This is a genomic window from Micrococcus cohnii (assembly GCF_014205175.1).
Classification (GTDB): domain Bacteria; phylum Actinomycetota; class Actinomycetes; order Actinomycetales; family Micrococcaceae; genus Micrococcus; species Micrococcus cohnii.
On sequence record NZ_JACHNA010000001.1, the window covers coordinates 813605 to 838857 of the forward strand.

General features: G+C 68.1%; 18 protein-coding genes and 1 tRNA gene. 14 read left to right on the forward strand and 5 right to left on the reverse strand.

The features are described from left to right. Positions 1 to 6 precede the first annotated feature (6 nt). From HDA30_RS03815 to lplB, 8 genes are all read left to right on the forward strand, one after another. Positions 7 to 867 (forward strand): TSUP family transporter, encoded by an 861-nt coding sequence (locus HDA30_RS03815; protein ID WP_184241146.1) that lies wholly within the window; start codon positions 7 to 9, stop codon positions 865 to 867. Then, positions 864 to 1709, forward strand: a complete 846-nt coding sequence (locus HDA30_RS03820; protein ID WP_184241147.1) for a TrmH family RNA methyltransferase — start codon at positions 864 to 866, stop codon at positions 1707 to 1709. Before HDA30_RS03815 ends, HDA30_RS03820 begins: the two co-directional genes overlap by 4 nt. Positions 1710 to 1802: 93 nt before the next feature. Then, positions 1803 to 3380 carry a type I restriction-modification system subunit M gene (locus HDA30_RS03825; protein WP_184241148.1) on the forward strand — a complete coding sequence of 526 codons (1578 nt, stop codon included), beginning with the start codon at positions 1803 to 1805 and terminating at the stop codon, positions 3378 to 3380. A gap of 496 nt (positions 3381 to 3876) precedes the next feature. Beyond that, positions 3877 to 4179 carry a hypothetical protein gene (locus HDA30_RS03830; protein WP_184241149.1) on the forward strand — a complete coding sequence of 101 codons (303 nt, stop codon included), beginning with the start codon at positions 3877 to 3879 and terminating at the stop codon, positions 4177 to 4179. Further along, entirely contained in the window at positions 4176 to 5360 is a 1185-nt protein-coding gene (locus HDA30_RS03835; protein ID WP_184241150.1) for a restriction endonuclease subunit S, read from the forward strand. Before HDA30_RS03830 ends, HDA30_RS03835 begins: the two co-directional genes overlap by 4 nt. After that, the gene (locus tag HDA30_RS03840; RefSeq protein ID WP_184241151.1) at positions 5357 to 8485 is read left to right on the forward strand and encodes a type I restriction endonuclease subunit R; all 3129 of its coding nucleotides are present in this window, start codon (positions 5357 to 5359) and stop codon (positions 8483 to 8485) included. The genes HDA30_RS03835 and HDA30_RS03840 overlap by 4 nt, the downstream gene beginning before the upstream one ends. Before the next feature lie 191 nt (positions 8486 to 8676). Then, entirely contained in the window at positions 8677 to 8934 is a 258-nt protein-coding gene (locus tag HDA30_RS03845; protein WP_158495903.1) for a type B 50S ribosomal protein L31, read from the forward strand. Positions 8935 to 9040: 106 nt separating this feature from the next. Then, complete coding sequence (lplB, locus tag HDA30_RS03850; RefSeq protein WP_184241152.1) at positions 9041 to 10099, forward strand: lipoate-protein ligase small subunit; 1059 nt, start codon at positions 9041 to 9043, stop codon at positions 10097 to 10099. A 60-nt stretch (positions 10100 to 10159) separates the two neighbouring features. Here the strand turns inward: lplB and pepN are convergent, their stop codons facing one another. Together pepN and glgC are read right to left on the reverse strand one after the other, a co-directional pair. Beyond that, positions 10160 to 12841: an aminopeptidase N gene (pepN, locus tag HDA30_RS03855; RefSeq protein WP_343059292.1), complete on the reverse strand. Its 2682-nt coding sequence runs from the start codon at positions 12839 to 12841 to the stop codon at positions 10160 to 10162. Positions 12842 to 12966: 125 nt separating this feature from the next. Next, on the reverse strand, positions 12967 to 14211 hold the full coding sequence (glgC, locus tag HDA30_RS03860) for a glucose-1-phosphate adenylyltransferase (RefSeq protein ID WP_184241153.1): 1245 nt from the start codon (positions 14209 to 14211) through the stop codon (positions 12967 to 12969). A gap of 115 nt (positions 14212 to 14326) precedes the next feature. Between glgC and glgA the strand changes: the two genes are divergently transcribed. Further along, positions 14327 to 15526 carry a glycogen synthase gene (glgA, locus tag HDA30_RS03865; protein WP_184241154.1) on the forward strand — a complete coding sequence of 400 codons (1200 nt, stop codon included), beginning with the start codon at positions 14327 to 14329 and terminating at the stop codon, positions 15524 to 15526. A gap of 38 nt (positions 15527 to 15564) precedes the next feature. Here the strand turns inward: glgA and HDA30_RS03870 are convergent, their stop codons facing one another. Then, complete coding sequence (locus HDA30_RS03870) at positions 15565 to 19029, reverse strand: 4-alpha-glucanotransferase (RefSeq protein WP_184241155.1); 3465 nt, start codon at positions 19027 to 19029, stop codon at positions 15565 to 15567. 160 nt (positions 19030 to 19189) lie between these two features. Beyond that, a tRNA-Leu gene (locus HDA30_RS03875) sits at positions 19190 to 19274 on the reverse strand. Between the two features lie 100 nt (positions 19275 to 19374). Between HDA30_RS03875 and HDA30_RS03880 the strand changes: the two genes are divergently transcribed. The 4 genes from HDA30_RS03880 to mshC all read left to right on the forward strand — a co-directional run bounded on the left by HDA30_RS03880 (position 19375) and on the right by mshC (position 23461). Continuing rightward, on the forward strand, positions 19375 to 20751 hold the full coding sequence (locus HDA30_RS03880) for a M20/M25/M40 family metallo-hydrolase (protein WP_184241156.1): 1377 nt from the start codon (positions 19375 to 19377) through the stop codon (positions 20749 to 20751). Positions 20752 to 20868: 117 nt separating this feature from the next. Continuing rightward, positions 20869 to 21099 carry a hypothetical protein gene (locus HDA30_RS03885; RefSeq protein ID WP_158495909.1) on the forward strand — a complete coding sequence of 77 codons (231 nt, stop codon included), beginning with the start codon at positions 20869 to 20871 and terminating at the stop codon, positions 21097 to 21099. Between the two features lie 81 nt (positions 21100 to 21180). Next, positions 21181 to 22020, forward strand: coding sequence for an undecaprenyl-diphosphate phosphatase (locus tag HDA30_RS03890; protein ID WP_184241157.1), 840 nt, complete (start codon positions 21181 to 21183; stop codon positions 22018 to 22020). Positions 22021 to 22147: 127 nt separating this feature from the next. Beyond that, on the forward strand, positions 22148 to 23461 hold the full coding sequence (gene mshC, locus HDA30_RS03895) for a cysteine--1-D-myo-inosityl 2-amino-2-deoxy-alpha-D-glucopyranoside ligase (protein ID WP_184241158.1): 1314 nt from the start codon (positions 22148 to 22150) through the stop codon (positions 23459 to 23461). Positions 23462 to 23482: 21 nt separating this feature from the next. On the opposite strand, the gene HDA30_RS03900 is transcribed toward mshC, so the two are convergent. Further along, positions 23483 to 24433, reverse strand: coding sequence for a PAC2 family protein (locus HDA30_RS03900; protein WP_184241159.1), 951 nt, complete (start codon positions 24431 to 24433; stop codon positions 23483 to 23485). A gap of 42 nt (positions 24434 to 24475) precedes the next feature. Here HDA30_RS03900 and HDA30_RS03905 point away from each other — a divergent pair, with 42 nt between their 5' ends. Beyond that, positions 24476 to 25216 carry an HAD family hydrolase gene (locus HDA30_RS03905; RefSeq protein ID WP_184241160.1) on the forward strand — a complete coding sequence of 247 codons (741 nt, stop codon included), beginning with the start codon at positions 24476 to 24478 and terminating at the stop codon, positions 25214 to 25216. Positions 25217 to 25253 lie beyond the last annotated feature (37 nt).

Genomic DNA, 25253 nt, shown 5'->3' on the forward strand with positions numbered 1-25253 from the left:
GAGATCGTGACGGAGCTACTCACCACTGACGTGCTGGGCCTGGAGGCCTGGCAGGTCCTGCTCGTGCTGCTCGCCGGGTTCTGGGCCGGCACGATCAACTCGGTCATCGGCTCCGGCACGCTCGTGACGTTCCCCGTGCTGGTCGGGGTGGGGTTCCCGCCGGTGACCGCGCAGATCTCCAACGCGATGGGCTTGGTGGCCGCCGGGTTCTCCGGGGTGTTCGGCTACCGTCGCGAGCTGAGCCAGGCGCGCGCGGTCGTGCCGGCGCTGACCAGCGCCTCGCTGCTGGGCGGTCTGGCCGGGGCGGGCCTGCTGATCGTCCTGCCGCCCGAGGTGTTCGGCGTCGTCGCGCCCGTGCTGATCGTCGTCGCTCTGGCCTTCGTGGTGCTCCAGCCCCGGCTGCAGGCCTGGGTGCGCTCCCGCAGTGCCCGTGCCGACGCCGGCGAGGCAGCGGCACGAGAAACCGTCGGCGCTGACGTGCCGCGGGGGCCGGTCACGGGCACGTTGTGGGTGCTGGTGTTTCTGGCCGGCGTGTATGGCGGCTACTTCGTGGCCGCGCAGGGGGTGTTGCTGATGGGCATCCTCGGCGTGTTCCTGCTCGGCGGCACGCTCGTGCACGCCAACGCGGTGAAGACGTGGCTGTCGCTGAGCGTGAACCTCGTGGCGGCCGCCTCATATCTGCTGTTCGCCTCCGACCGGATCGACTGGACCGCGGTGGCCTTGATCGCGGCCTCGTCCCTGGTCGGCGGCTCGGTGGGGGCGCGCATCGGCCGGCGCATCTCGCCGACCGTGCTGCGTGTCGTGATCGTCGTGGTCGGGCTGGCCGGGCTGGTCTCGATGGTGCTACGCCAGGTGAACGGGTCATGAGCGGCTCCCGCGTCGAGCTGCGCTCGGGCGAGGACCTGCGGGACCCGCGCCTGGCCCCGTACACGAGCATGACGGACGCGGCGCTGCGCCGCGCCGTGGACGCCGAGCATGGGATCTACCTGGCCGAGTCGTCACAGGTGGTGCGCCGGGCGTTGGCGGCCGGGCACACGCCCCGCTCGTTCCTGCTCGCGCACCGGTACCTGGATTCCTTCGCGGACGTGCTCGAGGCGCACCCGCACGTGCCGGTGTTCACCGGCCCCGACGACGTGCTGGCCGCCCTCACCGGGTTCCACCTGCACCGCGGGGCGCTGGCGGCGATGGACCGGCCGGTCCAGCCCGATGCCCGTGATGTGCTGGCCGGGGCCTCCCGCGCACAGAGCCCCTCGCCGGTGCGGTCGAGAATCGCGGTGTTCGACGGCCTCGTGGAGCCCACGAATCTCGGTGCGGGGTTCAGGTCGGCGGCGGCTCTCGGGGTCGATGCGGTGCTGATCACGCCGACCTGTGCCGACCCGCTCTACCGCCGGGCGATCCGGGTGTCGATGGGAACGGTGTTCCAGGTGCCGTGGACGCGCGTGGACCCCTGGCCAGGAGGAATCGAGGTCCTGCGTGAGGCCGGTTATGTCGTGGCCGGCCTGACGTTGGAGCCAGACTCGATCTCCTTGGAGGCGCTGGTGCAGGAGGACCACGATCGCCTCGCCCTGGTATTCGGCACGGAGGGCCACGGTCTGCTCGGTGACGTGGTGGACCGCCTGGACAGAAAGGTGATGATCCCGATGATGCACGGGGTCGACTCGCTCAACGTCGCAGCGGCCTCGGCGGTGGCGTTCTACGCGACGCGGTAGGGCTGCTGTGACCAGGCGCGGCAGGCCGCCGGGTATCGTGACGTCAAACCAATCGACACGGTGACGGCCCCGTGGCGCGGAGGAGACGAGTCTATGGCACCGACCACCAAAGAGGCGCAGCGCGTACAGCTGCACAAGACGATCTGGCGCATCGCCAACGACCTCAGAGGCAGCGTCGACGGATGGGACTTCAAGTCCTATGTGCTGGGGATGCTGTTCTACCGCTTCATCTCTGAGAACCTCACGGTCTATATCAACCGGGGCGAGCACGAGGCCGGTGACGCGGCGTTCGACTACGCGAAGATCGCCGATGACCAGGCCGAGGCCGCTCGCCAGGCGGTCGTGGAGGAGAAGGGTTTCTTCATCCTGCCGTCGGATCTCTTCGTCAACGTCCGAGATGGCGCTGCGGGCGATGAGAATCTCAACGAGACGCTGGAGCGGGCGTTCAAGAACATCGAGGGGTCTGCGCTCGGCACGGACAGCGAGGACGATATCAAGGGGCTGTTCGACGATGTGGACGTCAACAGCAACAAGTTGGGGTCCACGGTTGCCAAGCGGAATCAGAAGCTGGTGAAGCTGCTCGACGCGATCGGCGACCTGCCGCTGGGGCGGTGGGAGGACAACACGATCGACTTGTTCGGTGACGCCTATGAGTATTTGATGCAGATGTACGCGGCGAACGCCGGCAAGTCCGGTGGGGAGTACTACACGCCGCAGGAGGTCTCCGAGCTGCTGGCGCGTATCACGGTGGTTGGAAAGACGCAGGTCAACAAGGTCTATGACCCGACCGTCGGGTCGGGTTCGTTGCTGCTGAAGTTCGACAAGGTACTCGGCAAGAACAATGTCCGGCAGGGGTTCTACGGTCAGGAAATCAACCTGACGACGTACAACCTGGCGCGGATCAACATGTTCCTGCACGGCGTGAACTACTCGCACTTCAACCTGGCGCACGGCGACACCCTGATCGATCCGCAGCACTGGGACGACGAGCCCTTCGAAGCGATCGTGTCCAACCCTCCGTACTCGATCAAGTGGGAGGGCGATGCCAATCCGCTCCTGATCAACGACGAGCGGTTCGCGCCGGCTGGGGTGCTGGCGCCGAAGTCGAAGGCTGATCTCGCCTTCACGATGCACATGCTCAGCTGGCTGGCCGTCAACGGCACGGCGGCGATCGTCGAGTTCCCCGGTGTGCTGTACCGCGGCGGGGCGGAGAGGAAGATCCGCCAGTACCTCATCGACAACAACTATGTCGACGCGGTCATCCAGCTGCCACCGGACCTCTTTTTCGGTACGACGATCGCAACGTGCATCCTCGTACTGAAGAAGTCGAAGAAGACTAGCGACGTGCTTCTCGTTGACGCGTCAGCGGAGTTCACGCGCGTCGGCAACAAGAACAAGCTGCTCGAGGAGCATCGGACGAGGATCCTCGAGGCGTTCACGACGCGCGAGCCGCAGGACCATTTCACCACGGTCGTCAGCAACGAGGACATCGCGGCCAACGAGTACAACATCGCGGTGTCGTCCTACGTCGAGGCCGAGGACACCCGCGAGGTCGTCGACATCACGGAGCTGAACGCCGAGATCGCGCGCATCGTGGCGCGCCAGGCTGAGCTGAGAACAGCGATCGACGAGATTGTGGCGACTCTGGAGGACACCCATGCGGCTCGCTGAACTGTTAAACAAGGCTCCAGACACGACGCCGCGGCAAGTTGAGAGCTTTTGGGGATCGGCCGTCGAATGGGATACTGACCCTGACGAGGACATCGAAGAATTGCCTTGGGGGTACCACGAGGAGATCTCAGTCGGTCGAGTGGTGCGAAATCACGTATGTCTTAACTGTCGAGACATTCGTAGTTTTGTTTCGGGCGATAAACTTTCATGCCTCGTTGTAGGTCAGCGTGCTCTGAGCATTGACGTGCCACTACGTTGCTCAGGGTGTGAGGCAACCTCCGAAGCCTGGTTCATAGTGAGAAGTAACCATGACCTCTTGGCTCCATCGCCTGAAATGTATCTCGAACGCTTTAGCGAGAATCGAAGGGATGATGCGGGACATTCATCATCAAGTATTGATGATCTGTTAGAGCGTGCACAGATTGCATATGACGGCCGACTCGGCGCTGGCTCGATGGTCTACCTCCGTAAAATATTTTAGATCTCTATAGCTCAGGTGGCTAACACGGTCGGAGTCGACACGAAAAACAGCAAGGGCGGGCGCCGCACATTTAAGGAAATTCTAAAGGAAGTCGATCAGAAGAGTGGGATCGTTCCGCATGAGTTCTCGAGTAATGGGTATCAGCTATTTAGTGAACTCAGTAATGTCATGCATGGCTCTGCGGATGAAGGCGAGGCACTGAGTAAGTATCGCCCATGTCGACGTCTGGTTATCGGGATCGTCGAGAACATCAGAAATAAGAGCGAGCTGGCCCGGGCCGTGGCGGCGCTTGGGTGGGGTGCGGAGGAGAGCGTATGAACCGAATCGGCAAACCCATTCGGGACCTGTGCCCGGACGGGGTCGAGCACCAGACTCTGGGCCAGGTGGGGGAGTTTGTTCGGGGGACTGGCCTTCAGAAGGCCGATTTGCGTGACGAAGGTTTCCCTGCTGTTCATTATGGGCAGATCCACACCTTCTACGGCGTTCACGCGACCGAGACGAAGTCCTTCACTGATCCAGAAATCGCTGCGAAGCTTCGTCATGCGCAGCCTGGCGACCTGCTGATTGCCACAACGAGTGAGGATGACGATGCAGTTGCAAAGGCGACAGCGTGGCTTGGCGACACCAGCGTCGCCCTCAGCGGCGACGCCTACATCTATCGCCACAACCTCGATCCGAAGTACATGGCGTATTTTTTCCAGTCGACGTCGTTTCAGGATCAGAAGCGGCGCTTCATCTCGGGAACAAAGGTGCGTCGCGTGTCAGGTGCTTCGCTGGAGAAGATCCGGATCCCGGTGCCGCCCCTCGAGGTGCAGCGCGAGATCGTGCGAGTGTTGGATAAGTTCACCCAGCTGGAAGCGGAGCTGGAAGCGGAGCTGGAAGCGGAGCTGGGAGCCCGGCGCGCCCAGCACGAGCACTATCGCCACGCCGCGCTGACGTTTGGCTCCGACGTGGCGATCAGTAAACTTGGCGATCTCGCGAAAAACCTTGACAGTAGTCGCAAGCCAGTAACCCGCGACGCACGTGTGCCCGGTGAAATTCCCTATTACGGTGCGTCCGGAATTGTTGACTACGTGAGTGAGCACATCTTCGACGGGGACTACCTGCTGGTGTCGGAGGACGGGGCGAATCTTCTTGCGCGCTCGACTCCGATCGCGTTCTCGGTCTCAGGAAAAACTTGGGTGAATAACCATGCCCACGTTTTGGAGTTCACCACGTACGCCGAGCGGCGCTTTGTCGAGTTTTATTTGAATTCGATCGATCTTTCCCCGTACATATCTGGCGCGGCCCAGCCGAAACTGAACAAGGCGAATCTCAATAAGATTCCGATTCCGAATCCACCGATGGCTGTGAAGGAGCAGATCGTCGAAGTGCTCGATAAGTTCGACGCCCTTGTCAACGACATCAGCATCGGTCTCCCGGCTGAGCTCGCTGCCCGGCGCAAGCAGTATGAGCACTATCGTGACCGGCTCCTGACGTTCAAGGAGCTGACGGCATGAGCGATGCGCTGGCGCGCACGTACGATCCGATCGCTGTCTCGTTGGAGAGTACGGTCGTCGCGGAGTACGTTCACGACCCGTCGCAGGCTGATGCGTATCAGTCCGAGGCGGCTCTCGAGCGCGAGATGATCCGCCTGCTGGAGTCGCAAGCCTACGAGTACCTGCCCATCACGAGCGAGGCGCAGCTGGTCGCGAATCTGCGGGCCCAGCTCGAAGCCCTCAACGGGATCACGTTCTCGGACGCCGAATGGGAGACGTTCTTCGCCACGAAGATCGCCAGCCAGAACGACGGCATCGTCGAGAAGACCGTGCGTGTGCAGGAAGACCACGTCCAGGTTCTCAAGCGCGAGGACGGTTCGACGAAGAACATCTCCCTGATCGACAAGACGAACATCCACAACAACCGTCTGCAGGTCATCAACCAATATGAGATCGGTCAGGGCGAAGGCGGAGCGAAGCACTCCAACCGCTACGACGTCACCGTGCTCGTCAACGGGCTGCCGATGGTGCACATCGAGCTGAAACGCCGGGGCGCCGAGATCCGTGAGGCGTTCAATCAGATTCAGCGGTACCAGCGGGAGAGCTTCTGGTCCGGGTCCGGGCTGTTCGAGTACGTGCAGGTCTTCGTGATCAGCAACGGCACGCTCACCAAGTACTACTCCAACAGCACCCGCGCGAAGCACCTCAAAGAGCAGCAGAAGTCGTCCGGCGCGAACAACGCCAACAAAGAGAGAAAATCCAGCCACGCCTTCGAGTTCACCTCCTGGTGGGCGGACGCGAACAACAAGAGAATCGCCGAGCTGACCGCGTTCACCAAGACGTTCTTCGCCAAGCACTCGCTGCTGAACATCCTGACGAAGTACTGCGTGCTGACCGCTGACCGCGACCTGCTCGTGATGCGCCCGTACCAGATAGCGGCCACCGAGCGGATCCTGCAGAAGATCCAGATCTCGATGAACTACCGGACCCTCGGCACCGTCGACGCCGGCGGATACGTCTGGCACACGACCGGCTCCGGCAAGACGCTGACGTCGTTCAAAGCCGCCCAGCTGGCCTCCAAGCTGCCGAGCGTCGACAAAGTGCTGTTCGTCGTCGACCGCAAGGACCTCGACTACCAGACGATGCGCGAGTACGACCGGTTCGAGAAGGGCGCGGCCAACTCGAACGCGTCGACGGCGATTCTGAAGAAGCAGCTCGAGGACCCCGGCGCACGAATCATCATCACCACCATCCAGAAGCTGTCGACCTTCATCAAGGCGAACAAGGGGCACGAGGTGTTCTCGGGTCACGCCGTGATCATCTTCGACGAATGCCACCGCTCGCAGTTCGGTGAGATGCACACCGACATCACGCGCGCGTTCAAGCGGTACAACCTGTTCGGCTTCACCGGCACACCGATCTTCTCCGCGAACGCCGGCAGCGGTCGCAACCCTCAGCTGCGCACGACCGAGCAGGCGTTCGGCGACAAGCTGCACACCTACACCATCGTCGACGCCATCCAAGACAAGAACGTCTTGCCGTTCCGCATCGACTACGTCAACACCCTCAAAGTCGGGAACCCCGACGACGCGCAGGTCGCGGCGATCGACCGCGAGGAAGCGCTCCTGGACGTGCGTCGAATCCAGAACATCGTGGCGTACACCCTGGAGCACTTCGACCAGAAGACAAAGCGGTCGTCGAGCTACGAGCACGGCGTCGTGACGAACGTCGCCGCATCAGTGCGACACCGAGGTCAGGCGGAGGCCCTCACACAGCGGAAGCGTGTGCGCGGATTCAACGCCCTGTTCGCCACCGACTCGATCGCCGCCGCACGCCGGTACTACAACCAGTTCCAGCTGCAGATGGAGCAGCTCCCACCGGACAAGCGCCTGAAGATCGGCCTGATCTACAGCTACGGCGCGAACGAGGACGAGGCCGACGGCCTTCTCGACGACGAGGCATTCGACACCTACGGACTCGCAAGCGATAGTCGCTCGTTCCTGGAAGACGCGATCCAGGACTACAACGACATGTTCGGCACCAGCTACGACACGAGCGCGGACAAGTTCCAGAACTACTACAAGGACCTGTCCCAGCGGATGAAGAACCGCGAGATCGACCTGGTCATCGTCGTGAACATGTTCCTCACCGGTTTCGACGCCACGACGCTGAACACGCTGTTCGTCGACAAGAACCTCCGCTCCCACGGCCTGATCCAGGCGTACTCCCGCACCAACCGAATCCTCAATTCGGTAAAGACCTACGGCAACATCGTCTCCTTCCGCGACCTCGAAGAGGAGACGAACGCGGCGCTCGAGCTGTTCGGCAACAAAGAGGCCCGCGGCGTCGTGCTGCTCAAGCCCTACGGCGACTACTACGGCGAGTACGTCGACAAGACGACCGAGCTGCTCACGCGCTTTCCGGTCGAACAGCAGATCGTGGGGGAGCAGGCCCAGAAGGAGTTCATCCAGCTGTTCGGCGCGATCCTGCGGCTGCGGAACATCCTCACGTCCTTCGACGATTTCGACGGCAACGACCCGCTCACCGACCGGAAGCGGCAGGACTACACGAGCATCTACCTCCACCTGCGCGAGGAGTTCACCCGTGAACGCCACAGCGACAAAGAGCGCATCAACGACGACGTCGTGTTCGAGATCGAACTCGTCAAACAGGTCGAGATCAACGTCGACTACATCCTCATGCTCGTCGCCAAGCTCCAGGCCGACCACGGCGACGGGCAGGACAAGGAGATCCGCGCCGAGATCTCACGTGCCGTGGACGCGAGCCCCAGTCTGCGCAGCAAGCGCGACCTCGTCGAGGACTTCGTCAAATCCGTCTCACTCGTCGGCAACGTTGACGAGGAATGGGAGGTGTTCGTCGCGGCCCGACGCGACGCGGAGCTCACAGAGATCATCAAGGCCGAGAATCTCAAGCCGGGCCCGACCCGAGAGTTCATCGATGCGGCGTTCCGCGACGGACAGCTGCGCACGACGGGCACCGAGATCACACGCATCCTGCCGCCCATATCCCGGTTCAACCGCGACGCCGGCCACGGCGACACGAAGCGACGGGTCGTCGACGCCCTGACCCGGTACTTCGAGCGATTCCGCGGACTCGCCGGAGTGAGTGACGAGTCCGAGAGCTGACGTCCGTGAGGCGACGGCGCGTCGACTCCCTCAACGTGGCGGCCGCGACTGCCGTGGCGCTGTGGGAGATGCGCTCCCGTCCGCTATAGTGGGACGTCGGCCCAGACCCGCGACCCGCGTGCGTCCCGGGCCGACGACCTCACCTCTCGCGCACCCTGGCCAAAACCAGGGGCACAAACGAAGGACTTTCCATGAAGGCTGATCTGCACCCCGAGTACCGCTACGTGATCTTCAACGACCTCGCCTCCGGCGAGAAGATCCTCACCCGCACCACCGCGAACTCCGACAAGACGATGGAGTGGGAGGACGGCAACACCTACCCGGTGATCGACGTCGAGATCTCGGCCGCCTCGCACCCGTTCTACACGGGCAAGCAGCGCATCATGGACACCGCAGGCCGCGTCGAGCGCTTCAACGCCCGCTTCAAGGGCTTCGGCGGCAAGAAGTGATCGCAGCGGCCTGAGCCGCTCTCACCGCATGCGGGCCCCATTCCTCCACGCGAGGGATGGGGCCCGCAGTCGTGCGGCCGGGCACTGGCCTGCGTAGCCTGAGTCGATGAGCACTCATCACGGCGAATACAAGGTGATCGGCGGCAAACTCGTGGCCGTCGACCTGACCCTCACCGACGGGCGCATTGCGACCGCCTCCGTCAACGGGGACTTCTTCCTCGAGCCCGACGACGCACTGCAGGACCTGAACCGCGCGCTGCAGGGGCTGCCCGAGGACGCCTCGCACGCGAGCATCCGACAGGCTGTGGAGCACGGGCTGCGCCCCGAAGCCCAGATGTTCGGCTTCGACGCCGCGGCTCTCGCGACGGCCACGCGCCGCGCGCTCGGCCGGGCCACCACCTGGCACGACCACCAGTGGCAGATCGTCCCGCCCACGCCCCTGCCGATCCACATGAACGTCGCCCTCGACCAGATCCTCACCGAGGACGTCGCCGCCGGTCGCCGGGCCCCGACGATGCGCCTGTGGCAGTGGACCGAGCCGGCCGTCGTGATCGGTGCGTTCCAGTCCCTGGCCAACGAGGTCGACGCGCAGGCCGCCAAGGCCCACGACGTGACGGTCTCCCGACGGATTTCCGGTGGCGGGGCCATGTTCATGGAGGCGGACAACTGCGTCACCTACTCGCTCTGCGTGCCCCGCTCGCTCGTCGACGGGCTCGAGACCGCGGACACCTACCCGTTCCTCGACGAATGGACCATGCAGGGCCTCGAGCGGCTCGGCGTGCAGGCCTTCTACCAGCCCCTCAACGACATCGCGACCGATCAGGGCAAGATCGGCGGCGCCGCACAGAAGCGTGTGGGGGAGTCCGGGCTGCTGCACCACGTGACGATGAGCTACGACATCGACGCGGAGAAGATGACCCAGGTGCTGCGCATCGGCCGGGAGAAGCTGCGCGGCAAGGGCGTGGCGTCCGCAAAGAAGCGCGTCGACCCGCTGCGTCGCCAGACCGGCGTCTCCCGGGCCGAGATCTGGGAGACCCTCATGGGCGTCTTCGAACAGCGCTACGGCGCCCGTCGCGTCGAGCTCGATGCGGACACGCTGCGCCGGGCCGAGCGGCTCGTCGCCGAGAAGTTCTCGACCGACGCATGGACCGCCCGCGTGCCCTGACGCTGCCGCGCCCTGACGACGCCGGCCCGGAGGCTACCGGCGCCGGGCGCGCCCGGGGCGTCAGTGCTCCAGACTGCGCTGACGTGACTGCACGCGCAGCGCGCGCCGCAGGGCGTCGGTCTGCTCAATCATCACCCGACGCAGCGCGCCGGGTGCGTCCGGATGCTCGTCGAGCCACCCCTGGGCCGCGGCCAGCGCGGGATGCGCCTGCTGAGCGTCCTCGCCGCCGTCGAGCGCGTCCTGGTGTACCGGGAACAGGCCGAGGATCGTGCGGCTGGCCAGACCGTTGGAGCGCGAGGCCCACACGTGCTCGAGCTGCGGCCAGAACTCGGGGAGCAGAGCGTCCTTCACGGCTCGATCGGCGGTGCCGAAGCCCTCCGCAGTCGCCGAGAGCAGATCGTTGGACAGGGCGGTCCCGGAGGCGTCCGCACCGGACAGGACCGCCTGCCATGCGGCGCGGGCCACGCTCTCAGCGGGCAGGGAGTTCACCGCCACGGTGTGCCAGAGCACGGTCTGCGCGGTGCGGTCACGCTCGAGTTCGGCATCGAGCTCGTCGGCGTCCGCCAGCCCGGTCGAGGCACGCGCCTGCAGCACGAGCCACCGGATCTCCCGGTCGACTTGCAGCTGCGGGGCCCGGTTCTCCGCGTCGGTCACGAGCACCCGGGCGGCGAGCCGGGCGACGTCCGCGTCGTCCCTGCCGAGCTGGGCGAGGACCCGGGCAGCGGCGCGCTGCCGATCCCCGCCGGGCTCGAGCTGCTCCAGGTGCCCGGCCAGCATGGCAGCGAGCTCGGTGCGAAGCTGTACGCGGTCCTCGACGTGGGCGTAGAGCCCGATCGCCGACACCGCCTGCGTCATGACCATCTGGTACACGCCGGGCTCGCGCAGGGAGGCCCCGAGCCGGCCGACGGCCTGGATGAACGCCCGCACGGAGAGCTCTCCGTCCCGGACCATCGACCACAGTGCGGCCCACACCGTTGCCTGGGCCAGCGGATCGGCCACCGGATGGGTCAGCACCGCGTCCAGGGACGCGTCGTCGAGGGCGAGCTTGGCGTAGGTCAGGTCCTCATCGTTGGGCAGGACCAGGCGCACCCCGGCGGCAGGCACCTCGAGCTCGGTCAGGGGTGTGCGCGCCTGACCGGCGGGCACCTCGACCGCCGTCTGCCCGGTGCGCACGAGGGCGCCGGTGGCCGAGGGCTCGAACACGCCCACCTTGAGCACGTGCGGGCGCAGCACTTGCTCGCCCGTGACCGGGTCCGTGCCTTCGTGCACGAGCTCGGGCGTCGCGGGCTGGCCGTCCTGCGACGGTGCGCCGACCTCCACGCTGAGCCGCGGCACTCCCGCCGTGTGCAGCCAGGCCTGCGCCCATGCGTCCATGTCCCGGCCGGAGGCCTCTGCCAGCGCCGCCATGAAGTCCGCGAGCGCGGCATTGCCCCAGGCATGACGCTGGAAGTACCGGCGGGCCGCATCGAGGAACGCCTCGCGCCCCACGAAGGCGGCCAGCTGCTTGAGCACCGAGGCGCCTTTGGCGTAGGTGATGCCGTCGAAGTTCTGCCGGGCCGCCTCGAGGTCGACGATGTCCGCCACGATCGGGTGGGTGGTCGGCAGCTGGTCCTGCACATAGGCCCAGGCCTTGCGGCGGGAGGCGAAGGTAACCCATGACGAGGAGAACTCGGTCGCTTCGTCCACCCCGAGGCTGCCCATGTAGTCGGCGAAGGACTCCTTGAGCCAGAGGTCATCCCACCAGGACATGGTCACCAGATCGCCGAACCACATGTGGGCCATCTCGTGCAGGATCACGTTCGCCCGACCCTCGTACTGCACGGCCGTGGCCCGCGAGGTGAAGACGAAGTCCTCCGTGAACGTGACCAGGCCCGGGTTCTCCATTGCACCCAGGTTGTATTCGGGCACGAATGCCTGGTCGTACTTGCCCCACTCATAGGGGACGCCGAACAGGTCGTGGAAGTGGTCCAGGCCGGCCTTGGTGACGGCGAAGACCCGTTCGGGGTCGAAGTGCTCGGCCATGGTCGCTCGGGTGAACAGGCGCAGGTCGACGGCGTCGGCGCCGGAGGCCGCGTGGCCTCCCCAGCGGTCCTCCCACTGCGTATAGGGGCCGGCCAGCAGCGTGGTGATGTACGTGGACTGCGGCAGCGTGGGCTCGAAGCGCACGCGCACGTGGCCCTCACCCAGGTCCTCACGGGCGCTCTCGGGCCGGTTCGAGGCGAGCACCCAGTCGGCCGGACCACTCAGCGCGAAGACGAAGTGTCCCTTCAGATCTGGCTGCTCGAAGGTGGGGAAGACGCGCCGAGCGTCCGCGGGCTCGTACTGCGTGTACAGGTAGGTCTGTCCGTCGGCGGGGTCCACGAACCGATGCATGCCCTCGCCGGAACGTGAGTAGGCGCTGGTGCCGCGCACCACGACCGTGTTGGACGCCTCGAGGTCGTCCAGGCGGATGCGCGCGTCGCCCGCGACGGCGGCCACATCGAGCGCTCGACCGTTGAGTTCGACGGCGTCGACGGACTCGGCGATGTAGTCCAGATGGGTGCTGGCGCCGGGCTGGGCGCAGTCGAAGCGCACCGTCGTCGTGACCGGGTAGCCTGTTCGGGCGGGGTCCGTGGCGCCGCGCACGTCGACGTCGACCTCATAGGAGTGGACCGTCAGCAGCGCAGAGCGCGCCGCGGCCTCCGCCCGGGTCACATTGGTCCGGTCCAGTTCGGCGGGGCAGGGCACGGGGTTCTGGCTCACATCAGCTCCTGATCGACGACGGGCTCGGCGCCGCGGCGCCGAGGGGACAGTCTACGACCGAGCGTGCGATCCGTCACACCCGCACACCCGCGCGGGAACCGCTCGGCCGACGCGGGCAGCCGGGCTCAGGCGAGCTCGGGGACGTTCTGGTTCTTCATCAACACCGTCAGACCCGAGTCCGTCACGGTGAAACCGCGCGCCTCGTCCTCAGCACGGTCGACCCCGATCCGGGCTCCGGGCGGCACCACCACGTTCTTGTCGAGAATCGCGTTGCGCACCGTCGCGCCCTCGGAGACGACGACCGAATCGAGCAGGACGGAACGTTCCACGACGGCTCCGTCATGGACGCGCGAGTCGGTCGAGACCACCGATTCCGACACGCTCCCGCCCGAGATCACGACGCCCTGAGCCAGGATCGAGTCCGTGGCCGCACCGTCGCGGCCGCGCGAGGAGCGTACGAGCTTGGCCGGCGGGGAGACGGACTGACGCGTGTAGAGCGGCCACGCGTTGTTGTACATGTTGAACTCGGGCACCGGACGCACCAGATCCATGTGGGCGTCGTAGTAGGAGTCCAGGGTGCCCACGTCCCGCCAGTAGTGCGAGTTGCCGCCGGCACCGGGGACCTCGTTCTCGGTGAAGTCGTAGACGGCGCAGTCGCCGGCGTCGACGAATGCGGGGATGATGTCCCCGCCCATGTCCCGTGCCGAGTCGGCGCGCTCCGCGTCCGCGTTCAGCGCGGAGACCAGGGCGTCAGCATTGAACACGTAGTTGCCCATGGAGGCCAGGAACTGGTCCGGGGCGTCCGGCAGTCCCGGCGTCGACTCGGGCTTCTCGACGAATCGCGCGATCCGACGCGGATCGTCCTGCCGGGTCTCGATGACGCCGAACGAGCTGGACATCGACAGCGGCTGCCGGACGGCGGCGACCGAGGCGGACGCTCCTGATTCGATGTGCTGGTCGATCATCTGCTGGAAGTCCATGTGGTAGACGTGATCAGCGCCGATCACCACGACGATGTCCGGGCGGGCGTCATGGATCAGGTTCATCGACTGATAGATCGCGTCCGCGCTACCCGTGAACCACTCCTTGCCGCGGCGCTGCTGTGCGGGCACCGAGGCGACGTAGTTGTTGAGCAGGGTGGACATCCGCCAGGTCTCGGAGATGTGCCGGTCGAGGGAGTGCGACTTGTACTGCGTCAGCACGACGATCTCCCGCAGCCGGGAGTTCACCAGATTGGACAGGGCGAAGTCGATCAACCGATACGTGCCGCCGAAGGGCACCGCGGGCTTGGCGCGGTCAGCGGTCAGCGGCATGAGGCGTTTGCCCTCGCCGCCGGCGAGCACGACTGACAGGACCTTCTTCTGGACCATCCGGTCCTCCATTTCCATCACCGGTTGTCAGAGTCCGGTTCTGTCGGCACCGGCACGCCGACCCACCGGTGCTCCCACACTATCGACGGCCCCGACGCTCGACTAGGTTGTGGGCGTGCGCATCGACATCGTGAGCAAAGAGTTCCCCCCGGCCGTCTACGGCGGTGCTGGCGTCCACGTCGCGGAGCTGACGCGCGTGCTCGCCTCCCGCGCCGACGTGCGCGTCCACGCCTTCGGCGAGCCCCGCGAGCCCGACTTCCACGGGGCGCAGGTGACCAGCCATGCCACCCCGGCCGACTTCGGCGAGGCCAACCCGGCGGTCCAGACCCTGGCGACCGATTTGACGATGCTCGAGGCCCTCGCCGGGGCGGACGTGATCCATTCCCACACGTGGTACGCCAACATGGCCGGTCACCTCGGCGCACTGCTGCACAATGTGCCGCATGTCGTCTCCGCCCACTCCCTCGAGCCGCTGCGCCCGTGGAAGGCCGAGCAGCTCGGCGGGGGCTACCGGGTCTCGTCCTGGGCCGAGTCCACCGCCTACCACGGCGCCGACGGCGTCATCGCGGTCTCCGAGGGCATGCGGCGCGACATCCTCAAGGTCTACCCGGACCTCGACCCGGACGCGGTCCACACGGTGCACAACGGCATCGACACGCACCTGTGGGCGCCGCAGGAGCAGACCGACGCGCTGGCCAAGCACGGCGTCGACCCCGACAAGCCCTCGGTGGCGTTCGTCGGTCGCATCACCCGGCAGAAGGGTGTGCCGCTGCTGCTGAAGGCCGCGCTGCAGCTGCCGCCCGAGGTGCAGCTGGTGATGTGCGTCGGTGCCCCGGACACCCCCGAGCTCGCGGCCGAGGTCGGTGCGCTGATCGACCGGCTGCGCCGTGAGCGTGAGGGGGTCGTCGTCATCGAGGGCATGCTGCCGCGTGCCGATATCATGCAGATTCTGAGCCAGGCCAGCGTCTTCGCCTGCCCTTCGATCTACGAACCGCTGGGCATCGTCAACCTTGAGGCGATGGCCTGCGGCACCGCCGTCGTCGCCTCGGCCGTCGGGGGCATCCCGGAGGTCGTGCTGCACGAAGACACCGGCCTGCTGGTGCCGATGGAGCAGCACGATGACGCGACCGGCACCCCCGTGGACGAGGCGGCGTTCGTCGCTGACTTTGCTGCCGCGCTCACGCGCGTGCTGGAGGATCCGGAGCTGGCCACGCGCATGGGGCGAGCCGGCCGCGAGCGGGCCGTGGAGCACTTCTCCTGGGAGACCATCGCCGACCGCACCCTCGAGGTCTACGAGTCCGTGCTGCGCGTCTGACGCGGTTCCAGGCCCGCGGCGGCCCGGGCGCCGAGGAATCAGGGCGCCGTCACCGGGCGGTCGCAGCCGGTGTCCCCACCCAGCAGGCGCCGGACGTACTCACTCCAGTCATGGGCCGCCGCGTGGGCGATCGCTCCAGCGGACAGGTCCCGCCACGCGCCGCGATCGGCCAGAACCCCCTCCAGCGCATCCGCCCACGCCTCGGCGGAGTTCTCGTCCACGAGGCGGCCGCTGACGCCGTCGTCGACCGCGTGGATCAGGCCGCCGACGCGGTGGGCGAGCACGGCGGTGCCGCATGCCTGCGCCTCGAGCGCCACGAGCCCGTAGGTCTCGGAGAAACTCGGCATGGCCACGACGTCGGCGGCGCGGAACTGGGCGGCCAGGCTCGACGCCGGCACCGGGGTGCTCGTGCTCACCAGGTCCGCGACGCCCTCGGCGTCGGCGAGAGCGAGGATATCCAGCTCCTCGGGACCGGACCGCTCGCCATTGATGTGCAGCACGAGGCCGGGATCGTCCTGTCCCCGCTGCCGGGCGCGGCGTCGCAGCAGCCCCAGCGCCGCGACCAGCACGTGCGGACCTTTGTGCCGCTGCAGCCGGCCGGCGAAGAGCACTCGCAGCGGCTGGGTCGGGTCCTCGGTCCCGGGCCAGTGCTGGTGACCGTCGGGAGTGAAGGTGCCGGTGTCCACCCCCGGTGCGATCGCCTCGACGCGGTCGGGGTCCGCGCCGAGAGTGTCGACGATCACCTGCGCCTCACCGGGGGAGTTGGCGATCAGGCGAGCGGCGTCGCGGGCGATCGCGCGCTCGGTGCTCAGGCGCAGCTCCGGCTCATGGGCCTGCGCGTCCTGGGCGATCTTCACGGCGGCGATCGTGTGCATCGTGTGCCACCAGGGCGCGGACAGTGCCGCGGCGATCTGTCGTGCGGCGGGGGCAGACATCCAGTAGTGGCCGTGCACGAAGCACACCTCGCCCGGGCCCAGCGGACGCCCGGAGACGGGCGTGGCGCGCAGCCAGTCGAGGCAGGCTCGGGCGAACTGCTCGGCCCCCGCGGCCAGCTGGTCCTTGTCGGCGGGGCCTGTCGGTCCCACGGGCAGGGCGACGACGCTCACCCCCGGCATCTGCTCCGGCTCGCGCACGTGCGCCCGTCCCGTGGACGAGCGGGTGAACACGAGCATGCGCAGACCCGCCTCTGCGGCCGCACGGGCGGCGTGCCGCACGTAGGTGTTCATGCCGCCGGCGTCGCCGCGGCCGGGCTGGTCGAGCGGGTCAGTGTGATAGCTCACCGCGATCCCGACGCGGGGCGCCCTCAGCGCCGTGTCGACGGTGTCGAACAGGCGTGCGGCCCGGTCGGCGACCTTCGTGCCGCCCCGGCGTCCGCTCAGCCGTTCGAGGGTGACGACCTGACCGTCGGGATCGGCGAGGGCGGCCGTCCAGTTCGGGTGCTGCTCCTGCGTCGTGCCCGGCTGATTCTGGATGCGGATGTCCCCGACCGCGTCCACCAGCGCCACCTGGTGCAGGGCGGAGGGCGCCCGGCAGAGCAGCCGATGCAGTCCGTCGACCTGCTCGATGGTGCCGTCCTGGGCCGAGGTTCCCGCCGCCTCGAGGAACGCGGCCACCGTCTGCGCGTGCGACCGACGTTCGGCTGCGGCGTCCGCGGTGACCAGCCCCAGCCGTTCGCGCAGTCGAAGATGCGCTCCGGTGAGGAAGCCAGCCGTGGGAGGAAGATCATGCGTCGTGACGGCGGCCAGGCACAGTCGTCGATACCGGGCGGGGGAGCGGGGCCCGGCCTCGTCCTGTTCGAACCAGAGGATCGAGGTGCCGAGCACCCCGGCCTCGCTCAGGCGGCGCTGCACCCAGGGCTCGAAGGTGCCCAGGTCCTCGCCGATGACGACGACCCCGGCCCGGTCGGCTTCGATCAGCAGGCACGCCAGCATCGCCTCGTGGTCGTAGCGGACGTAGGCGCCCTCGTGCGCCGGGGAGCCCTCGGGCACCCACCAGAGCCGGAACAGGCCAAGCACATGGTCGATCCGAAGCGCTCCGCAGTGGCGCATGACGGCGGCGAACATCTGCCGCAGGCCGGCATAGCCGTGCTCGGCCAGCACGCGAGGGTGCCACGGATGCTGTGACCAGTCCTGACCGAGCTGGTTGTACATATCCGGCGGTGCGCCCACCGACATGCTCCTGACCAGCTGGTCCCCGAGCAGCGCGAGGTCCGCCGCATGGCGGTCTGCCCCGACGGCCAGGTCCAGCATGAGCCCCAGACGCATCCCGGCCGCTCGCGCGCGTTCCTGGACCGAGGCCAGCTGCTCGTCGGCGATCCACTGACACCAGCGGTGGAACTCCGGATCCGGATGCGCGCCCGGACGGTGCGCGCACCACCGGGCGAACTCGTCGAGGTCCGGGCCCTGGTCTCGGCAGAACCGTCGGAACGTCGTCTCTCGATCAGCTGACCGCCCCTGGGCCCACACCAGGGCCAGCGCGGCCGCCTGGGCGGGTTCGGTAGCCGCGCGATCGATGCGCCCGGTCTGCTCGAGCCTGGCCTGCAGGTCCGCACCGACGCGGTGCAGCCGCGCCTGCTCGTGGTGCGGCAGCCTCTGGAACTCCGGGATGTCGCGGACCCGCACGTAGCCGGTGTTGAGGAATCGGCGGCTCACGGGGGAGTAGGGAGAGTCCACGGGAGCCTGGCCGGGCGCCTGGCCCGGGTCCGTCGCGTGCAGGGGGTTCACCAGCAGGAAGTCCGCTCCGTGCTGTGCCGCGTGTTCCGCGAGGGAGCCGGCGTCGGCCAGATCTCCGTGACCCCACGAGCCGTGCCCGTGCGCATCGCTCGAGGTGACCGAGTACAGCTGCGCGGCCACACCCCAGCCGCGGCGGTCGAGGAAAGCGTCGGCAGTGGTCAGGCGCGGTGGCGAGCACAGCAGCGTGCTGTGCGCCTGGTCCTCGGGGCGGCCCGGCGGGCACACCCGGACCACGAGCGTGTGGACACCGCTGGGCACATCGTCGGGCACCGTGACCGACAGGCGCACGCGCTCCACGCCGTCCACCGTGCGGGTCGTCGCCGACTCGTGCCGGTCGACGGGGTCGGCCGGGGACGGCGAGCCTGTCGGTGCCGCGACTGTGGCGGCGCCGACGGGGAGCGGGCGTGCGGCGCTGTGTCCCTCGAGGCTCAGGTGCGCCCGGACATAAGCCGCCTCCGACGCGGCCACGTGGATCTGCACACACGATTGCTGGCCCTGCACGCAGACCACGGTGGGCGCGATGCGTCGAGTCCACAGCGCATCCTCGGCCGCCGTGATCGCCGCCTCGACTCGGGCGGGGTCGACAACGGGCCGACGCGGATCCGCCGCGGGCGCGGACACGTCCACGTCGAGGGCAGCCAGCACCCGCAGCAGGGCCGCGTCGGCGACCGTGGTGGGCACCCCGTGCTGGTCGTCGTAGACGGGCTGGACGCCGTGGAGCCGGGCGAGCCGATGCAAGGCGGGTTCCGAGGCATGCTGCGGGATGCTCACCGTGATCCTCCTGGGACGATGCGGTCGCGGCACCGGATCGGACCGGCGCGTCGAGACACACTCTAGGCGGGGCCGTCGTACCGATGCGGACTCAGCCGAAACGGACGAAGGCCCCGGCGGTTCCTGAGGGGAAACGACCGGGGCCTTCGTCGATGAGCGGTGCGCGAGGGGGGACTTGAACCCCCACGCCCTTAACGGGCACAGCGACCTCAACGCTGCGCGTCTACCAATTCCGCCACTCGCGCTCATCACGCTGCTCCGAGCTGACGTGCGGTCCAGACCGCTCGCCTCTCGAAAGGCAACTCGAGAAGACTAGCACACGCGTTCGGGGATAGCCTAATCAGCATGGATGAGAACCGCGTCACCGACCAGGGCGCCCCGCGGGGCGTCACCGACACGGATCCGGCGAGCGCGTCCGGCGGTCCCGCAGCCGACGTCGTCCGCCTCTGCCGCGAGCTGATCCGCATCGACACCACCAACCGCGGCGGCAACGTCTCGGTCGGCGAGCCCGAGGCGGCCGACTACTGCGCGCGCTGGATGCGTCAGGCGGGCATGCGCCCCCGATTCTTCGAGTCCTCCCCGGGCCGGGTGTCCGTGATCGGGCATCTGCCCGGCTGGGACCCCGACGCCCCCGGCCTGGTATTGCACGGACACACCGACGTCGTGCCGGCCGAGGCCGAGGAGTGGAGTGTCGACCCCTTCAGCGCCGAGATGAAGGACGGCATGATCTGGGGCCGCGGCGCCGTCGACATGAAGGGCATGGACGCCATGATCCTCTCGACGCTGCTGCACCTGGCGCGCACCGGACAGCGCCCGCGGCGTCCCCTGACCGTCGCGTTCTTCGCTGACGAGGAGGCCGGCGGCGTCTACGGCGCTCAGTGGATCGTGGACAACCACCCCGAGGTGTTCGACGGCTGCACCGAAGCGATCAGTGAGGTCGGTGGCTTCTCCACCCAGGTGGGCGACGCTCGCGCCTACCTGGTGCAGACCGCGGAGAAGGGCCTGGCGTGGCTGAATCTCACCGCCGTGGACCGGCCCGGCCACGGTTCGGCTCAGCACCCGGACAACGCGGTGACCCATCTGGCGGCGGCGATGCATCGCATCGGCACCCATCAGTGGCCGCTGGAATACACCAAGACGACCCGCATGCTCCTGGAGCAGGTGGCCGAACTGACCGGAACCGTGTTCGACGAGGCGGACCCCACGCCGCAGCTCGAACAGCTCGGACATGCCATGAGCTGGGTCGCCGGGACGCTGCGGACCTCCACGAACCCGACGGGCCTGACCGCCGGGTACAAGCACAACGTCATCCCGTCCACCGCGACGGGGACCGTCGACATGCGCCTGCTGCCCGGATCGGAGCAGGAGGCGCTGGCGACCGTCGCCGAGCTGGCGGGGGAGCACGTGACGGTCGAGCCGGAGCATCGCGATGTGGGGCTCGAGACGCCGTTCTCCGGCGATCTGGTCGAGCTCATGGTGACCGCCCTGCGTGCCGAGGACCCGGAGGCCGAGGTGCTGCCGTTCATGCTCGGCGGAGGCACGGACAACAAGTCGCTCTCGCGGCTCGGGATCACCGGCTACGGGTTCTCCCCGTTGCGCCTGCCGCCGGAGCTCGAGTTCACCTCGCTGTTCCACGGCATCGATGAGCGTGTGCCGGTCGACGCCCTCGAGTTCGGATGCCGGGTGCTCGAGCGCATGCTCGAACCGCGTGCGGAAGCCTGACCGACCGTCCTCGCCTGCGCGCCTGGAGCCACGGGGCGCCGCCCGAACGGCCCCCGGGCGACCGGCGCGGTCGGGCGGGGTCTGGTGGGGCCGGGCGGTGCGGAGTACGGTGAACCCATGAGCACAGATCCGCGTGTCGCCCTCGAGGCCCTGCAGGCCGCCCTGACCGAACACCTCGTCGCGGCGCAGAACAGCCGCGGGGAGGACGATCCCACCGTCGAAGCCGCGTTCTTCTCGATCGCCGACGCCTTCGAGGCCTATGAGGACGCCCTCTATGATGCGACCGGTGAGGTCACGCCGCTCGACGTGTTCGAGGACGACGAGGACGAGGACCTCGACGACGACTGAGCCGGCGTCGAACCGATCCGCGCCCGGGGCGGGTCGGCACGTCCAGGCGGAACCCCGACCCGTGCCGTACAGTGACCCGTCGTGAGTTGGATCGAAGCAATCATCCTCGGCCTGGTCCAGGGCCTGACAGAGTTCCTGCCCATTTCCTCGTCCGCGCATCTGCGCATCGTCGGCGAGTTCTTGCCCTCGGGAGACGATCCCGGGGCCGCATTCACGGCCATCACGCAGCTGGGCACCGAACTGGCGGTGCTCATCTACTTCTGGCAGGACATCTCACGGATCATCGCGCGCTGGTTCCAGGCATGCCTCGGCAAGCTGCCGCACTCGGACCCAGACGTGCGCATGGGCTGGCTGATCATCATCGGCTCGTTGCCCATCGCGATTCTCGGCCTGCTGCTCGAGGACTGGATCGACTCCGAGTTCCGCTCCCTGTGGATCACAGCGACGATGCTCATCGTCTTCGCGATCCTGCTCGCCGTGGCGGACAAGAAGGGTCGCCAGCACCGTCCGCTCAAGGAGCTGACCGTCAAGCACGGCATTCTGTACGGCTTCGCGCAGGCTCTGGCCCTGATCCCCGGCGTCTCTCGTTCCGGCGGCACGATCACCGCCGGTCTGGCCATGGGATACACCCGTGAGGCCGCCACCCGCTACGCGTTCCTGCTCGCCGTGCCGGCCGTGTTCGCCTCCGGCCTGTACAAGCTGGCCAAGGCGCTCACGGACAGCGGCGCGGCCGAGGCCGCCCCGTATGGAATGGGCGAAACGCTGCTGGCGACCGTCATCGCCTTCGGCGTCGGCTACGCGGTCATCGCATGGCTGATGAAGTTCATCTCCTCCAACTCGTACATGCCGTTCGTCTGGTACCGCATCGTCCTGGGCCTGGCGCTCTACGTGATGCTCGGCACCGGCATGATCACCGCCTGAGCGTGCCGTGTGACCGCCGACTCCCGGCCCGCCGCGCCGGGCACGGCGCGGCCGCGTCCGGCACACTGACCTGACCCCATCGACCCGCCCCGCGTCCCCGCCGTCTCGAGAGGATCCGAACACCGTCATGCACTCGTGGACCGACCCCGCCCCGCCGCGTATCCGCCCTCACGACGATCGCCTGGAGCTGTTCGACACCTCGACGGGGACCACGCGCCACCCGGGCAATGACGCCGACTCGGCCTCGTTGTACGTCTGCGGCATCACCCCGTACGACGCGACGCACCTGGGACACGCGAACACCTACGTGGCCTTCGATCTGCTGCACCGCTATTGGCTCGCCGCGGGCCTCGAGGTGGCCTACACACAGAACGTCACCGACGTCGACGACCCGCTGCTGGAACGGGCTGACGCGTCCGGGGTCGCCTGGGACGATCTGGCCCGCGAGCAGACGGACCTGTTCCGCACGGACATGCAGGCGCTCAACGTCCTCGCCCCGCACCACTACCTGAGCGTGTCGGAGACGGTGCCCGCGATCGTGGCCGCCGTCGAGGCGCTCGTCGAGCGCGGCCTGGGCTATCGGGTGCCGGGCGGCGACGGCGAGCCGGACGGGGACGTGTACTTCGACACCCGCGCCGCCGAACGCCAGACCCCCTGGCGCCTCGGCGCGATCGGGGCGCACGACGAGGACGAGATGCGTCGGTTCTTCGCCGAACGCGGCGGGGACCCTGATCGTGCGGGCAAGCGGGATCCGTTCGACCCGCTGCTGTGGCGTGCCGCCCGTGACGGCGAGCCGTCGTGGGACGGCGGCACGCTCGGTGCGGGACGTCCGGGCTGGCATGTCGAGTGCTCCGTGATCGCCCGGTCGACGCTGCCGGCACCGTTCACGGTGCAGGCAGGCGGCTCGGACCTGCGGTTCCCGCATCACGAGTTCTCTGCGGCGCATGCCACGGGGCTGGACGACGCCCCGCTTGCGCTGACCTACACGCATTCGGGGATGGTGGGCCTTGACGGGCAGAAGATGTCCAAGTCGCTGGGCAATCTGGAACTCGTCTCCCGGCTGCGAGCGGCGGGTGTGGACCCGGTGGCGATTCGCGCCGGTCTGCTCGACCACCACTACCGCTCCGACTGGGACTGGTCCGCTCAGGTGCTCGAGCGTGCGCAGGCCCGCGTCGCGGCCTGGCGGCAGGCCCTGGCAGCCGAGCGTCCGGAGGACGCCGAGTCGTTGCGGCGGCAGATCGTCGAGGCGCTGAGCCGCGACCTCGACGCGCCCGCTGCGCTGGCCGCGCTCGACCGGTGGGCCGACCAGGCCCAGGCCCGGACGGCCCAGCAGGGCCACGCCGAGGGCAGCGGACCGGGCACCGATGCTCTCCCTGCGGGGGCGGACGCCGCCGGAGTCACCGAGGTCGTCGACGCGCTGCTCGGGCTGCGCTTGCGCTGAGCCGACAGGCGTCTGCCGGGCTCACGTGCTGCGGCGCCCGCGCAGATAGCGTTCGAACTCCCGGGCGATCGCGTCGCCGGAGGCCTCGGGCATCTCCTGCGCGTCGAAGGCCTCCTCGAGCTGCCGCACGTACGCCGCGATGTCCGCGTCGCTCTCGGCCGCCTCATCCACGCCTCGCTGCCAGCTGTCGACCTCCGCTTCGAGCTCACGGGTGTTGACCTGCACGTTCAGCAGGTCCTGATGGGCCTGCACGAGCGCGAGCAGCGCCTTGGGCGAGGGCGACTGCGCCACGTAGTGCGGCACCGCGGTCCACAGCGCCAGGGTCGGGAAGCCCGCCCGCGCCGCCGTCTCCGCGACGACGCCGATGATGCCGGTGGGCCCTTCATAGGTGGGCTGCTCCGCGTCCACCGCGACGCGCAGGTCGACCTGCGCCGATGACAACTGCGCCGGCAACGGCCGTGTGTGCGGGACATCGGCGAGCAGGGAGCCGACCGTCACGATGGCGTCCACCCCCCACGACCGTGCGGCGCCGAGCAGTTCGTCAGTGAATGAGCGCCACCCGACGTTCGGCTCCACCCCGGTGCACAGGCGCACGTGCAACCCTGCCGGGTCCGCCGCGTCCGGGCTCACGGGCCGTCCCCGGGCATCGAGGTGCGCCTCGTGCACGTTCACGCACGGCCAGTCGATCGTCCCCAGTCCGTCCGCATCGCGGTGCACGACCGGGCGAGTCACCTGGAAGTCGTAGTACTCGCCCGTGCACAGCGTCTGGGTCCGGGGCGCCTCCCACTGCTCGCGCAGGGTCTCGAGAGCCCCGCTGGCGGCGTGGCCGGCGTCGTTCCACCCCTCGAAGGCCAGCAGCATCACGCGTGGTGCACGGACGCCCGCGTCCACCTCGTCGACGGTCGCGGTGAGATACGCCCGGAGGGGACCGAGCACGTCGTCAGGCCGCTGCCTGGGCTCCAGATCACTCATGCTCGCCACCCTAGACCCGGACCTCGCCGATAGGATGGCCTCATGCCCGCTTCGCCGCAGCCTCGCCTTCCCGACGCCGTCCTGTGGGACATGGACGGCACGCTTGTGGACACCGAGCCGCTGTGGAACGAGGCGCAGCGTGAGCTGGTGGCCGACCATGGCGGCACCTGGACGCAGCAGCTGGCCGAGTCCCTGGTGGGGCAGGCGCTCGACGTGGGCGCCCGCCGCCTCCAGGCAGCCGGCGTGGACCTGCCGGTGGAACGCATCATCGACGTGACGATCTCCCACGTGATCCAGGCGGTGCGCCGTGCCGTGCCGTGGCGTCCCGGGGCACTCGAACTGCTGCAGGACCAAGCGGCTGCGGGGGTCCCAGGAGCGCTCGTGACGATGTCGCACGCACCCCTGGCGCGCGTGCTGGCTGAGCACGCGCCCGCCGGTTCCCTGCGGATCGTCGTCAGCGGCGACGAGGTCTCTCGTGGCAAGCCCGATCCCGAGGCCTACCGGCTGGGGCTCTCGCGACTGCGCCAGCTGCGTCCCGACCTGTCGCTGCAGCGCTGTGCGGCCGTCGAGGACTCTCCGGTCGGCGTCGCCGCGGCGACCGCGGCCGGGCTGCCCACCGCCGCCGTGCCCTCAGTGCTCGCGCTGGACCCTGACGCCGGCACCGTGCAGTGGGACACCCTCGCTGGCCGTGGGCTGGCGGATCTGGCCGACGTGGTGGCGGCCCACGGGTCCATGGCGACCCCACCCCGCCGCGACCCCCGCACCGGCGACGGGGCCCGGTGAACGGCCGCGGGCTGATCGATGGGATCCCGCTCGGCGT